The organism is Pseudoalteromonas sp. GW168-MNA-CIBAN-0100 (genome assembly GCF_040309225.1).
Taxonomy (GTDB): domain Bacteria; phylum Pseudomonadota; class Gammaproteobacteria; order Enterobacterales; family Alteromonadaceae; genus Pseudoalteromonas; species Pseudoalteromonas arctica.
The window spans coordinates 23,842-39,168 of the sequence record NZ_JBEOOL010000025.1 but is presented as its reverse complement, the minus strand read 5'-3'; the positions used below and the strand labels follow the sequence as shown (position 1 = coordinate 39,168).

Sequence of the window (15,327 nt, the reverse complement as noted above, 5' to 3'; positions counted from 1 at the left end):
GTTTATAAAAAAGGCCAGAAGCAAAAGCTACTGGCCTTTCATTAAAGCCGTCATGTGTTTAGAGACGACGGGATGTTATTTAAACTTATTTACTAACGTTTTTACGACGTCTATTAAACCATACTAATGGAGTAAGTAATAAAGCTATAAAGCCAAAACTACCACCACCGCTAGATTTTGCTTCTGTTACAGGCACTGTTGCTACCGCTTCATTTTTTACCATTACAGTACTTTGTTGAGTCACAGTTGTTACACCATCACTTACGGCAACTTCAAAAACAAGCTCTTCATCTGCAGTAATAGCTGCAGGTGTGAAGCTCAAAGTTGCTGTATCAGTACCAGTGAGCGTAGCATCACTACCGCTAACCTGAGTCCAAGCATAAGTTAGTGTTTGACCATTGCGATCTGACGCTGTTGCTGTAATTGTTCCTGTAGCAGATTCAGTGATTTCCGCTGAAGCGCTTTCGACTAAAACAAGTGGAGCTGCGTTATCACATGCTAGTGAATCACCCGCTACAAGTTCTGAAAATACAGGAGATAAAACGTTAGACATAGTTAGGTTATCAATCCACCAACCTAAATCACTTACTGCGCCATCTGATGAAATTCTAAAGCGTACCTTTACTAAGTTGCCGTTTAGAGCATCACCAAAGTTGATAGTTTCATAATTACCATACGCGCCACTATCTTGTACGTTATTACCTGTGTATGTTTCACGTTCTTGAAGCTCTTGAGAATCGTTTTCGATTAGAACAGCGTCATAGCCAACATCAAATGTGCCGCCAATTTCAGTAGCATCAACCCAGTCACCACCATTAACACTAACTTCTACAACACCACCATCCCAGTTTTCCTCGATACTATAGAAATGCCAGAATGAAATTTCAAAGTCGCCAGAGTAACCGACTTCGAATGACTTACTCTCTACTGCTACATCCGATTGGAAGCCATTATTTACAAGGCGCATTGCTTGTGTGCCTAGCCCAAAGCCACCTTGTTCAAAGAATGCAATATTACTACTATTATCCATTACTTGAGTGCCAGCAGCTAAATCACCACCAAACATTACGTTTTCTTTTAAATCTAATAGTGATGAACTTGCTACTTCCATATCATCTGAAACTACAGCTCCAACAGGCGTTTCTGATTTAAAGCCCATATTTACTTCAAACGTAAGTGTTTGATCAAGCGCTTCAACGATATCATCATCCGTTTCAATTTCAGGGAATGTGACTTCAATTTCTAGTGTTTCAGCTGTACCCGCTTCGTTCAAAGTAACTTTAATATCGTTACTAGTTATTGCTTCGTACGGTTGAACTTCACCAAAAGTAAGTAGGCCATCATTTTCAAATGTTACATCATGATCGCTTATAACTGTCAGCTGTGCTGTTGTACCACTAAGTACTTCACTACCACGGTTAGTAATTGTTACGCTAACCGTACTCGTTTCGCCTTTATCTAAAATATTGTCGTTAGTACAAAAACCAAGCTCTGTACCATTGTACATATTGTTTAAGTCAGCACTTGCAAATGCATAGCTAGAAAGCTGTGTTTTATCTGATTCAACTACACCAGTAAGGTCTTCACTGAAACGATCTGGCGATACTGCGCCAAGACCCATACCACGTTTAGCAAATGCGCCTACCATTAATTTGTAATCAGCAGGGTCTACTGCATAGGCAGCAGCTAAAATAGCATCACGTGCTTCAGTGTAGGTTGGTGCTATAGGTGTTAATTTGTAACCTGCAACTAAGTAATCTGCCATTCGAGTTTGTGCTTCATTAAAGCCATGCTCGTTAATAAGCGTTACGTAGTTTTCCCATAATACAGTTGCCCAAATTTCGCCGGCAGCATGAGGAGAAGCCACGCTTGTTGGTGAAATACCAATATCAGCACCAGCATTTTCAGTAATATGTCGGAACGATAATGCATTTACATCTGTATCAGTTGAATAAGGAAGACGACGAATACCGAAGTAGAAGTCTTCTACAAATGTGCCGCTACCATATGCTTTTTGGAACTTATCGTTACCTGTGATATTTATATCGCTTTCTTTAGCGATAAACATTAATGAGTGGAAATCGCCCCAGCCTTCGCCCATTGCGCGGCCTTGGAAGTTAATAAGGCCTGATGAATTACCGACTAAGCGGTTACTAATGTAGTGACCCCATTCATGAGCAATAATACCATTATCAAACGTACCATCTTTTAATGTTGCTTTGGTAAACATGTTTACAGTAACAACTTCACGAGCATCAATTAGGTCATACATTGCATGACCATCAGCGTAATTTAAACCCATATTTGGAATAGTTACAGTATCGTCTTCACCGCCCATTGGTGCCGGTTCTGCTGTATCTGGGTCATTATTAACAACGATAGTTGCTATTGCACCTGCATCTTGTGCATTTTTTACTTTAATTGTAAATGAGCATGAGCCACGGTCTACAATTGCAATTTTACCCGCTAGTTCAGCTGCATTTATAGCAGGCTCACAACCATCATTCACGCTTGTTGAATCTACTGTATTTCCATCATCTAAACGAACAACTTCTGCAGCCACATCACTGAATTGGTATTTACCAAAGCCAGATTCTTTTGTTGAAGCTAAAAGGCCTAAAGAGTCATGTGAAGTTACTGTAATACCAAAATCTACACCAACAACGGCATCTTTACTGTTGTACAAGTACATTTGCATACGTGGACTAGCACCATCAGCTGGCGTAGACATATTTGCGTTATTACGACCTGAGTTATCTTGAGCTTGTGCTTCAATCGGGTCACCTTCTACGCCGCCACGACCAAAGTTAGATACTTGAGCTACATTTGACGTCTCATCAAAACCATGATCATAGAAAAAATCATGTAAAAAGTTATTCATATAAAACAAGTTAACAATAGCCGCTTTACGGTTTGCGTAGCTATTTGCAACTTCATCTACTTGATAAGGGTAGTCAAATGTGAAGTCTGCTGTTGTTTCAGCGGTAAAGTCACCTTCACTAAAATCTTGAGGTGCAACCACATCTGCGTAAGCAAATACGTTATTACCTGATGTTGTCGTTGCATCATCAGCTAACCATGGGTCCATTGTGCTTAGTTTACTGTAGTAAGATAGAGATACCATTGGCGCGTCTAAAATCTCAGTCTCGTCTACTTGCCCTGGGCCATCTGCAGGAATTACGTCACCGTGCGGGCTTTCCATTGGGTAGCCATCTTGGTTAGCGTAAACACGGTAATTAAAGTCAGCTGCATGAGATTTCAAATCTTTCGCAAAATATACTTTGCTGTTATTCGAATCTACTACATAACTAAAGTAGTCACTTTCTAAAGAGCCAACTTCTGCTACTTCTACTTCAATGTAGTAAGCAGATTTAAGCTCGCCTGCAACTTCAAAAAACACTTCTTTTGCACGTGGTGTACCTAAAACAATCTTAGAGTCATCTAATGATTTAGCCTCATATTTTGCATATCCACCTTCATTACCAATTTTACGAAGTGAGACATCAATATTTGCTAATTCACTAAATGCTTTTTTTATACTTTGCTCAGAGCTTACAAAACCCGTTAATGCAGCAAGTTTATTTTTAGATGACGACGTATCAGCAAAATAACCCGAGCTTGCTACTAGGTTGTACTCTTTATCCATTAACAAGTTGTATTCGCGGTTAAAAACTTCAACACCGTTTACTTGTTGCTTGTATTTTGCACTAATAGAACCGCGTTTTTGCTCTGATAAATCAACCATAACAGCAGAAGATGCTGTTGTTTTACGATTACTAATACCTGTTAAAGTTTCAATATAAAAGTCAGCAGCATATTGATTACGGTTATCAGCTGCGATTAAAGCCATGTCAGGCTTACGCTGACCTATTGCTTGCCATAAAAATGTTGCTTTACCCATTTGTGCATCGTAGATAGATTTTTGACCCGATACAGTGGCGCGTTCGGCTAAGGTTCTCTGCTGAACAGCAGCTAAAGAAGTACCCTGAGTAACTGCATTTGTAGCACTTACATCATAAAATCGGGTTTGTTCAGCGGCCGTTAGCTCACCTGCTGCTAATGTTGATGCTACAACTATGGCAATAGTTGTTAATTTAAATTGAGACATGTATCCACCTGTTTGTATTTATTATATTAAAGCACTTAATGTTTTTTAATTGATTATTTTATGTAAACGCATAGTTAAGTTGTTAATATACATACTTGAATGAAGCTGAATAGCTTTAAATTTAGAGAAAAGTAAACAAAGGTAAACGAATGCAAAAAATAATTTTTACAAGTTCAGTGCCAATAATTGCAGCTTTATTACTATCTGCATGTAATAACAGTGAAAAAACAGAGGTTAACAACTCTCAGGCGCTACCTAAAACAGCAGAAATCATTATAAAAGAACCATCTAAGAACCAGAAAACTGACACTATTTTCCCTAAAAAAGAAAGCAGTCAAGGTATTATGAAAAAAGCATCTAAAAGCATAAATTCATCGGGTGATAAGCTTATTTTTAACTCTGAGCAGTTATTTAAAGGCGACGTTATTTATAATCAGAACTTAAAGCAAAAAGGTGTAGTAACAGGTACTCTTACCATTACATTAAATACCGATACTTTGCCTGATGAGTTAAAAAATAATTATGAGTTAGTTAAGTCGACAGCTCACAATTACACATTACTTGTTGAAAAGGATGTTGATATTGCAGGATTATCTAAAGATCTAAACAATTATAGCTCAGTGAGCAATGTAGAAGTTGCAATTGATTACTCACCTATCGAAACACACTTTTAATCAGCAACAATGCACTTACAACTACCATATTATTAACATGGTAAAGTACTTTGTCAGCACATTTGTAAACTTGGTCTATTTCGTTACTATGCTCAGACCAAGTTGCAATGCCAATAGGAATTATTATAAATCCAATAGTTTACGTATTTATAGACTCAACGGCTTGACGTAATCGCTCTGCTATTTTGCGCACTTTGCTGTTCTTAGGTAAAAAAATACAAATTCTTCTCTACCTAAACGCGCCACAATATTGTCTTTTCAAGATGATTTTTAGTTGAATAGGCAGGTTATTGCATTGCTGATTCTAAAGAGTATAAGTTGTTGATGCTAGTTTATTAGCGTAGGCATAGTTATTTTTAGTGTACGTTTTTAACTGCTCCTTTTGTGCTTGGTAGGTAGAATAAAAGCGACTTACTAAAGTACTAATAAAGGCTGTAATCGTTAAATGAAAAATAAGAAATCGAAGATTAAGGCTATTAATAATTCTTTCGAAAATGAATGCCATCCTAAGTATGAGGCATTCAATACTTGCACCTATAATTGAGCATAAAGCCTGCAATTACACCCTATTAAAAATTTATTACCTAATATCAATAAAGCCAGAAAAAATATAACTTTTCACTAAGTTCAAAACTATAATTTTTCTTCAATTTTTACAATACGTTAATGGTTTTTGTAAAGAAAACCTTCTTTTGCAGTTACTTTAAAAAGTAGTTAAGCTGCATACATTTATCTACTTTTTAGCCTTGGAGTGTGTTTTGCTAAATAAGTGTATTGTACCGTCTATCGTTTTTTTATCTGGGTGTTTAATGCCATTACAATCCTCGCTTGCTAAACCCGTGCTTTCTCTTGAACAACAACTTGGGCAAAAGTTAATACTCGACTTTCGCTACTTTTGCCAGCAAGGAGCAAGTAATAAATGCCGAACTCCAATGACCGAGTTACCTAATGAGCTTGCTACCGCTATTGCTAAATACGATATTGGTGGAATTATTTTATTTTCTGAAAATACCCAATCAATAGAACAAACCATTACGCTTAATAGCCAATTGCAAACAGCTGCAAGTAAATCCAGTAGTAAGCTGCCTCTATTTATATCAATAGATCAAGAAGGCGGACGTGTAGCGCGTTTACCACGCGATGTTGCCACCTCATTTACCGGTAATATGTCGATTGGCGCAACCTACAAAAAACACGGTACGAGCTTTGCGACAAAAACAGCAACTGTTATAGCTAAAGAACTAAACTCGCTGGGTATCAATGTAAACTACGCGCCCACGGTTGATGTAAACATGAACCCCGATAACCCTGTTATTAATGTACGCTCGTTTGGTGAAAACCCAGCATTAGTGAGTAAATTGGGCGCCGCACAGGTTGCAGGATTTGAGAACAACGGTGTTATTACCTCGTTAAAGCACTTTCCAGGCCACGGCGATACAAATGTAGATAGCCATACAGGTTTGCCTAAAGTAAACCATGCAAAAGAAGTTATTTACGAGCAAGACTTAGCACCGTTTAAGCACATTATCGCCAAGCAAAACCCAGGCATGATAATGACGGCGCATATTCAATACCCTGCCCTCGATAGCACAACGTTCATAAGTGTTAATGGCAAAACTATGATAAAACCGGCAACAATGTCGCGTGCAATCATTACTGATATTTTACGTGGTGAGCTTAATTACCAAGGTGTTGTAGTAACTGATGCGCTTGATATGGCTGGCATTAGTAACTTTTTCACACCAACTCAAGCGGTAATAAATACGTTTGCGGCTGGGGCTGACATTGCCCTAATGCCCGTTGAAATTAGAACGCCGGATGATTTAAACAAGCTCGATGACCTTATTAAAGAGCTTGTTGCAGCGGTTAAATCAAACCAACTTGACGAGCAAGAAGTAGCACAATCAGCGATGCGTATAATTACGCTTAAAAATAAATTTAGATTAAGCACTAATTTTGACCCTATTACCGCGCTCATAAATGCAAAGCAAACAATCGGCAGTGCAGCACATCGCGAAATAGAAGCGCAGCTTGCTGTAGAGGCAATAACGCAGGTTAAAAATAATAACAGTACTTTGCCACTTAATTTAAAAGCAGGAAGTAATGTTCATATTATTATGCCAGACACGCGTAAATGTATGGCAATGCAGCAAGCGATTGAAGCTACCAGCCAGCAAAAACTAAACTATAGCTGTAGCAGCCTACAAGGGTTTAACCCTGCACAAGCTAAAACACAAATACACGCTGCTGATGTAGTTATAGCCGGCAATGCAACGCCTAATCAAAGTGCGGTAGAAATTGGCGGTATGGATGATTTAAAAGACGATCCTAATTTTGCACTTAATAATGCAGAGCAACCAAAAGCACTTGAGTCATTATTAAAGATGGCAAAGCAGAGTAATAAAAGCACTGTTTTTATAAGCCTAAGAGCGCCTTACGACATTGCTAAATTTGGCAATTATGCAAATGCTGTACTTGCATCTTACGCATATAATATTGATGTAGATAAAAACGATATTGTGTCTGGTCCCGCTTTTACCGCACTTGCAAAAGTGTTACTAGGAGAAGCACCGGCTAACGGCGTATTACCTGTCACAATAAAACCGCAAAAGGCGCACTAATATGAAACTCAATTGTGATTTAGGCGAAAGCTTTGGCGCGTGGAAAATGGGGCTAGACGATGACGTTATGCCACATATTGATATGGCTAATATTGCGTGTGGGTTCCATGCAGGTGATGCCGACGTAATGACAAACACTCTTGTACTTGCCAAGCAATATAACGTACAAATTGGTGCTCACCCAAGCTACCCAGATAAGCAAGGCTTTGGTCGGCGCTCAATGGTACTTAGCGAAAAAGAGCTTACAAATTGCCTGCATTATCAAATAGCTGCTATTGAGGGCATGGCAAAAGTACAAGGTTTAACACTTAGCTATGTTAAACCGCATGGCGCACTTTATAACGACATGATGGCTGATGAGCAAATATTACAAACCGTTATAAATGCAATTGCCAGGTACCCAATAGATTTGAAACTAATGGTTTTAGCGACTAAAAATGCCAATAAGCACATTCAAATAGCTAAAAGCTCAGGAGTTGATTTAGTACTCGAGGCATTTGCCGACAGACAGTACACCGACGACGGGCATTTAGTGTCACGAACACTTGAGGATAGTGTTCACAATAAAGCTGCATTACTAAAACAAGTAACTCAGCTTTTATCCGATGGCAGCGTGACAACACGAACTGGAAAAAAACTAACGCTCAACGCCCATAGCTTATGCGTACATGGCGACAACGCTGATGGCATAGCGCTTATAAAAGATATAAAAGCCCTGTGTAACTCAGCTAACTAAACTTTTACACAACCTCAAATAGAAGCTGTAAACCCCCTTTACAGCTTTAACTCATAGAGTTAAATAAGAGCTTCATCGCATCCTACTGTTAATTTAATAATCCCTAACATATAACTACTTAGCAAATTAAAAAAGTAACAACAGGGATTAAAATGAAAAAGCTTTTAACACTTAGCCTCATTTTAGGCTGTAGCAATTTAGCCTACGCTGAAACAAATACACTACAACTGCAAGACGTGTTTAATTTAGAATATGCCAATCAAATAGATATAACCGAAGACGGTAAAACTGTTTATTTTGTGCGTAACCGCATGGATATAAAAACAGATCGCAAAGTTGGTAATATTTGGTCTGTTGATTACAAAACCAAACAAATGCAACCGCTAACCTCTGGCGTGCATATGGATTATTCGCCAGTCCTCTCTCCTGATGGTCAACGCCTTGCGTTTATATCAACTCGCGATGGCAGCAGCCAAATATATATAAAATGGCTTAAAACAGGTGCTATGGCAAAAATTAGTAACTTAACGAGTAGTCCACGTTCGATTACATGGAACCCTGATTCTAACCAGCTAATATTTAGCATGTTTGTTCCAAGCGCTAATTCACCGCCAGTGAGCTTACCAGGCAAACCAAAAGGCGCAACCTGGGCAGAACCCGCTAAATTCATCGATAATGTTTATTATCGTTCAGATGGTGGCGGTTACACACAAAAAGGTTTTAGCCAATTATTTTCCATAGACGCTAACGGTGGTAATGCCAAACAACTCACTCATGATGAATTTGATAGCGCAGGCGATGTAAGTTTTAGTAACGATGGTAAGTCGCTTTATTTTTCTGCGAACAGGCACACAAACAACCAGCTAAAACCCACGAACAGTGAAATCTATAAACTCGATTTAGCTTCGCAAAATATAACTAAAATTACTGACCGAAATGGTCCTGACGAGCAGCCTAAAGTATCGCCCGATGGTCGTTACTTAGCGTACACAGGTTACGATGATAAACGCACTAACTACGAAAACGCTCAGCTTTATATTCGTGATTTAAAAACAGGTAACACAACTAGCTTAACGCCAGATTTTGATCGTAGCGTAGGTCAAATAAAATGGAGTGCAAACTCCAAAGGCATATACTTTAGCTATGCAGATAAAGGTCAAACTGCCCTCGCCTATCAACCACGCAGCGGCAAGCGTAAAATTATAACAACCCAAATTGGCAGTGTTGCCTTTGGTCGCCCTTATTCTGGTGGCGACTTTGATGTAAGCGAAGATGGCGAAGTAGCCTTTACCCTTGCCGATACTCAGCGCCCTGCTGATATAGCAACAATTAAACGCGGTAAAGCGCAGCGTTTAACTACCCTTAATGCAGATGCATTGGGCGACAAAGCTTTGGCTAAAGTGGAAGAAATTTGGATTAAATCAAGTCACGATGAGCTGCCTATTCAAGGATGGATTGCTTACCCACCAGAATTTGACAGCAGCAAAAAATATCCGCTAATACTAGAAATACATGGCGGTCCAGTAGCTAATTACGGTCCACACTTTAGCGCTGAAATTCAGCTGTTTGCAGCCAAAGGAAATGTCGTTTTATACATGAACCCACGTGGTAGTGATTCATACGGTAAAGAGTTTGCACAAACTATTCATCATAATTATCCAAGTAACGATTTTGATGACTTAATGACTGGCGTTGATGCGCTAATAGCGAAAGGCTTTATTGACGAGTCTAAATTGTTTGTAACCGGTGGCTCTGGCGGTGGCGTACTAACAGCTTGGATTGTAGGTCATACCGATCGCTTTGCTGCGGCTGTAGTTGCTAAGCCTGTTATTAATTGGATCAGCTTTGTACTAACTGCCGATTTTTACCCGTTTTTTGCTGATTACTGGTTTCCGGGTAAACCGTGGGATCACATCGAGCATTACATGAAGCGCTCGCCTATTAGTTATGTTGGAAACGTTAAAACTCCTACTATGTTGCTCACTGGCGAATCTGACTACCGTACACCAATATCAGAAACTGAGCAGTTTTATCAGGCATTAAAACTACAAGGCGTTGATACTGCAATGGTGCGCATTCCTAATGCATCGCATGGTATTACAGCTCGCCCATCAAACTTAATGACTAAAGTAGCTTATATTCAATGGTGGTTTGATAAACACACTAAATAAACTCTGGGTAATAAATTTATAGCTCAAATAAAAGCCACTTCAAATAAGTGGCTTTTGTATTTACCGCCTTAGTATTCAAACTGTAAACCCCCTTTACACTTCTGTGACAGTTAAATATCGGACTTAGCTAAAACTTCAGTTAGTAAAATTTCGGTTTATAGCATTTTTTGTAACTTGAGTTGGTAAAAAATCGGTTTGAGTCACTGTTTATAGCCTATCAGTTAGTAAAATTTTGTTTTATAGCACAGAGAAGTTAGTAAAAAATCGGTTTATAAATTCGCTAAGTTTGCCTATTAAAGCAAAAATCAGTCACTTACCTGCCTTTTAAAGTTGTTGTAAACGCTTTTTACAGCAAAATCACCCCAAATATGCCGTTTTATGAAAGGTTAGTTAAACTCTGATCTGTAAATTCACTCAGGTAGTTAAATAGTGATCCAAAATTATTTGGCAAGGGCGTGTTGAACTTTGGTGGGTTAATTTGCAGCAGTATGTTTGGTTTTTAGGCAAGGCGGAGCTTATGTAGTGTGGTTATTCCCCATGAATAGGCGATAACGTAGCATAAATACCAAACATGCGCTGCCCTTTGGGTTCTTTCTAGGGGCGATAAACTCTTTGTTGCTCGGTTTTTACTTAGCCCACTAGGTTACAAACCTCGCGCCGCGATTTAATCGCCCCTAGATTGAACAAATTTCAATCCACAAAGATCAACACGCCCTAGTTAAAGTCTGATCTGTAATTATGCTTCAATGTTCTAACTTTACTTAAAGCAATAAAAAAGGGCCTATTGGCCCTTGAGTAACACTATCTAGTTAGGAATTAAAACTGGTTCATGGTGTTATCTTCACCACCGGCTTTTAGCGCGTTATCACCAGAGAAGTATTCTTTGTGTGTATCGCCCATGTTAGACCCTGCTAGGTCTTGGTGCTTAACAGAAGCTTGCTCGCGGCGAATTTCTTGGCGTTGTACATCACGTACATAAGCCAGCATACCCATATCGCCAAAATAACCTTCTGATAAAATATCAGTGCTCAGCGCAGCTGTATGGTACGTAGGCAGAGTAATTAAGTGATGGAAAATACCTGCTTCACGTGCGCCATCGCGCTGGAAGTTTTGCACTAGTAAATCGGCTGCTTGCGCAAGTTCTGTTGCATCCATTTCTGGTGCCATAAGGCCTTTATTGTCGCCAAAGCTTGGGTAAGCACTAAGGTCACGGCCTGCTTCTTCCCACTCTTGATATACTTGCTCACGAAACTTAAGCGTCCAGTTAAACGAAGGCGAGTTGTTGTATACCAGTTTTGCATTTGGCACGTGTTCTTTAACACGATTTACCAGTTCTGCAATTTGCTTAACATGAGGTTTTTCTGTTTCAATCCACAGTAAATCAGCGCCCGACTGCAAGCTCGTAATACAATCTAGTACTACGCGGTCTTTTTCAGTGCCTTCGCGGAATTGAAATAAACCGTTATCTAGGCGAGTTGGTTTACATAACTGGCCATTAATTTTCATTGCTGTGTCGCCTTCATTTAAGTCATCAACACCGTTAATTGGCGTCGTTTCTAAAAATGCATTGTATTGGCTTGCTAAGTCACCTGGTGTTTGCGACACAGGTACTTTTTGAGTAAGGCTTGCACCTAATGAATCTGTACGTGCCACAATAATACCGTTATCAATACCAAGTTCTAAAAAGGCGTAACGTACTGCGTTAATCTTTGCTAAAAAGTCTTCGTGTGGAACGGTAACTTTACCCGCTTGGTGACCACATTGTTTGGCGTCAGATACTTGGTTTTCTATTTGAATGGCACACGCACCGGCTTCAATCATTTTTTTAGCCAGTAAGTAAGTTGCTTCTTCGTTACCAAAACCTGCGTCAATATCAGCAATAATTGGCACAACATGAGTTTCAAAGTTGTCTATTTTATCAATAACAGCTTGAACATCGCCGCCATTCGCTTTTGCTGCATCTAGGTCGTTAAACAAGTGGTCTAGTTCACGTGCATCAGCTTGCTTTAAAAATGTGTAAATTTCTTCAATTAATGCAGGTACTGATGTTTTTTCGTGCATGCTTTGATCTGGCAGCGGACCAAATGCAGAGCGAAGTGCTGCAACCATCCAGCCACTTAAGTATACATAGCTGCGTTTAGTTGTTTTTTGATGGCGCTTAATAGCCATCATCATTTGTTGGGCAGTAAAGCCATGCCAACACCCTAAAGATTGGGTGTACAGGCTTGTGTCGGCGTCATATGCAGCCATATCTTCACGCATAACGTCTGCTGTGTATTGCGCAATTTCAATCCCTGTACGAAAACGGTTTTGTAAACGCATACGGCTTGCGTATTCAGGGTTAATAGCTTTCCATGCGCTGCCTTGTGATTGGCAAAGAGTAGAGAGTGTGTCTGTTTCGCGTTGATATGTTGTCATAATAAAATCCTTCGAACGAGTGTGTAATACCAACCGCATAAATCTTTGATCAATTTAACGAATTAAATTGCACTATAACGTCGTTAAAAATTTTTTATTTAGAATAACTAGATACAAAAATTTTTGCCTAGCTCTAGCGTAATTTTCTTAACGTTAAATAGACCCCATACATAAGCAGATTGGTATAAATTATTTTAATGTTGTGAGAGTGGCTAGGAGTGTGTGCTCCGTTTCGCTTGATTCAACATTAGGCTCCTTTTCTAGATTTAGTAAATTTATAGTTGTTATTGTGGCTATACATTTTGTGAATGGCTAAAAAGCACTCAACATTGCCTTTTTGAGTTATTGTTGCCTTAACGCAGAAGCACACAACAACATCGCGACCGTTTAAGGAAGGCAATTATGTCCCACACTCTCACACATTCAGGACTCAGCGTAGACACACAACTCGCTGATTTTGTTAAAAATCAATTACTACCAGGCACTCACTTAAGTGAGCATCAATTTTGGCAAAGCTTTGCACATATAGTTCAAACACTTACCCCTACAAATAAGGCACTGCTTGAAAAGCGAGAATTGCTTCAACAGCAAATAGATGACTACCATCTTGCTAATAAAACGTGGGATAGCGTTAAGTACTATGCCTTTTTGCAAGATATTGGCTATTTAGTTAAAGAGCCTACCAACTTTGAAATTGAAACCCAAAATGTAGAACCCGAAGTAGCCCTTACAGCAGGCCCTCAGTTGGTTGTGCCTGTAAGTAACGCACGCTTTGCACTTAATGCCGCTAACGCACGTTGGGGTTCGTTATACGACGCTTTATACGGTACAGATGTGTTAAGCGAAGACGATGGAGCCGAAAAAGGCAATACCTACAATCCTGTTCGTGGTTTTAAGGTAATGGCCTACGCTCGCCAGTTTTTAGATAAAGCATTGCCGTTGACTAATGGCTCGCATATAGAAAGCACTAATTATTCAGTAGTAGATGGCGCACTTTTAATTACGTTACGTGATAGCTCTCAAACCACATTAGCTAACCCATCTCAGCTTATTGGCTATCAAGGAGAAGCGCAAAACCCAACTGTAGTGTTATTAAAAAACAATGATTTACATATAGAGCTACATATCGATCACCACCACATTATTGGCCAAGCAGATAAAGCAGGCTTAAAAGATGTAGTGTTAGAGGCCGCTCTTACAACCATTATGGATTGTGAAGATTCTGTAGCTGCGGTAGATGCAGAAGATAAAGTACAAGTTTATAAAAACTGGCTTGGTTTGATGCAAGGTAACCTAGTTGAATCGTTCAAAAAAGGCGATAAAACTGTAGAGCGTACTCTGCAAAGTGATAAAACATACACCGCACTCGATGGCGGCACCGTTACTTTAAAAGGCCGTAGCATGATGTTTGTTAGAAACGTTGGCCATTTAATGACGAATCCTGCGATTACCGATGTGTACAATCAACCGGTATTTGAAGGCATTATGGATGCGATGTTTACTGCCACCGCTGCCCTGCACGACCTAAATAAAAAAACAGGTATAAAAAACTCAAGCGCGCAAAGTATTAATATAGTAAAACCAAAAATGCATGGCCCTGAAGAGGTGGCGTTTACTAACACTTTATTTAGCTTAGTAGAGGAAGCGCTAAGCTTACCTAAAAACACGCTTAAAATGGGTATCATGGATGAAGAACGCCGTACTTCTGTAAACCTAAAAGCCTGTATTTATGCAGCTAAAGAGCGTGTTGTATTTATAAATACTGGATTTTTAGACCGCACAGGCGATGAAATTCATACCTCTATGCAAGCGGGTGTTGTACTTCCAAAAGCACAGATTAAGCAGCAACCATGGATACAAGCTTATGAGGATCGCAACGTCGATATTGGCCTTGCTTGTGGCTTAAGTCATAAAGCACAAATAGGTAAAGGCATGTGGCCAATGCCAGATAAAATGGCATTAATGATGGAGCAAAAACAAGCTCACCCTAAATCAGGCGCTAATACTGCATGGGTGCCCTCCCCTACAGCCGCTACTCTGCATGCAATGCATTATCACGATATAAACGTATTTACCGAGCAGCAAAGTATAGCTAAGCGAACTATTGCGAGCCTTAATGACCTGCTTACACCGCCGCTAATGACAGACCCTAAAAGGCTTTCAAAAGAAGATATTCAAAGCGAGCTTGAAAACAACGCACAAGGCATTTTAGGTTACGTTGTACGTTGGATTGATCAAGGCGTTGGCTGCTCAAAAGTACCCGACATTAACCATATCGGGCTAATGGAAGACAGAGCAACACTGCGTATTTCAAGCCAGCATATGGCTAATTGGTTGCTAAATGGCGTGTGTTCACAGGCGCAAATAAAATCAACAATGGCTAAAATGGCCAAAGTAGTTGATGGTCAAAACGAGCACGACACTGCGTATACACCCATGGCAATAAACGAAGAAACCCTTAATAACAGCATTGCGTTTCAAGCTGCACTTGCACTGGTTTTGGAGGGGGTAACACAACCTAGTGGTTACACTGAACCACTGCTACATAGCTACCGTATAAAATATAAAGCACAAAAAACGAATACGCTTTAACCGCTTA

General features: G+C 39.6%; 7 protein-coding genes. 5 read left to right on the top strand and 2 right to left on the bottom strand.

Annotated features, from left to right (window positions below):
* Positions 1-85: 85 nt before the first annotated feature.
* Positions 86-4,108: a rhombosortase-dependent M36 family metallopeptidase gene (locus tag AAEY62_RS15090; RefSeq protein WP_024591570.1), complete on the bottom strand. Its 4,023-nt coding sequence runs from the start codon at positions 4,106-4,108 to the stop codon at positions 86-88.
* A gap of 149 nt (positions 4,109-4,257) precedes the next feature.
* On the opposite strand from AAEY62_RS15090, the gene AAEY62_RS15085 reads away from it, so the two are divergent.
* The 4 genes from AAEY62_RS15085 (at position 4,258) to AAEY62_RS15070 (ending at position 10,310) form a co-directional block, all read left to right on the top strand.
* Positions 4,258-4,782, top strand: a complete 525-nt coding sequence (locus AAEY62_RS15085) for a serine protease external chaperone (protein WP_024591569.1) — start codon at positions 4,258-4,260, stop codon at positions 4,780-4,782.
* Between the two features lie 809 nt (positions 4,783-5,591).
* Positions 5,592-7,403, top strand: a complete 1,812-nt coding sequence (locus AAEY62_RS15080) for a glycoside hydrolase family 3 protein (protein ID WP_101163547.1) — start codon at positions 5,592-5,594, stop codon at positions 7,401-7,403.
* 1 nt (position 7,404) lies between these two features.
* Entirely contained in the window at positions 7,405-8,139 is a 735-nt protein-coding gene (locus AAEY62_RS15075) for a 5-oxoprolinase subunit PxpA (protein ID WP_350635256.1), read from the top strand.
* 152 nt (positions 8,140-8,291) lie between these two features.
* A complete protein-coding gene (locus AAEY62_RS15070) occupies positions 8,292-10,310 on the top strand; it encodes a S9 family peptidase (RefSeq protein WP_121953539.1) in 2,019 nt (672 codons plus the stop codon).
* An 816-nt stretch (positions 10,311-11,126) separates the two neighbouring features.
* Here the strand turns inward: AAEY62_RS15070 and AAEY62_RS15065 are convergent.
* Entirely contained in the window at positions 11,127-12,728 is a 1,602-nt protein-coding gene (locus tag AAEY62_RS15065; RefSeq protein WP_024591564.1) for an isocitrate lyase, read from the bottom strand.
* 402 nt (positions 12,729-13,130) lie between these two features.
* On the opposite strand from AAEY62_RS15065, the gene AAEY62_RS15060 reads away from it, so the two are divergent.
* Positions 13,131-15,320, top strand: a complete 2,190-nt coding sequence (locus AAEY62_RS15060; protein WP_350635254.1) for a malate synthase G — start codon at positions 13,131-13,133, stop codon at positions 15,318-15,320.
* Positions 15,321-15,327: the final 7 nt, after the last annotated feature.

Excerpts from the sequence above, each read along its gene's own strand:
- AAEY62_RS15090 (WP_024591570.1), bottom strand. The coding sequence starts at position 4,108 with ATGTCTCAATTTAAATTAACAACTATTGCCATAGTTGTAGCATCAACA.
- AAEY62_RS15085 (WP_024591569.1), top strand. The coding sequence starts at position 4,258 with ATGCAAAAAATAATTTTTACAAGTTCAGTGCCAATAATTGCAGCTTTA.
- AAEY62_RS15080 (WP_101163547.1), top strand. The coding sequence starts at position 5,592 with ATGCCATTACAATCCTCGCTTGCTAAACCCGTGCTTTCTCTTGAACAA.
- AAEY62_RS15075 (WP_350635256.1), top strand. The coding sequence starts at position 7,405 with ATGAAACTCAATTGTGATTTAGGCGAAAGCTTTGGCGCGTGGAAAATG.
- AAEY62_RS15070 (WP_121953539.1), top strand. The coding sequence starts at position 8,292 with ATGAAAAAGCTTTTAACACTTAGCCTCATTTTAGGCTGTAGCAATTTA.
- AAEY62_RS15065 (WP_024591564.1), bottom strand. The coding sequence starts at position 12,728 with ATGACAACATATCAACGCGAAACAGACACACTCTCTACTCTTTGCCAA.
- AAEY62_RS15060 (WP_350635254.1), top strand. The coding sequence starts at position 13,131 with ATGTCCCACACTCTCACACATTCAGGACTCAGCGTAGACACACAACTC.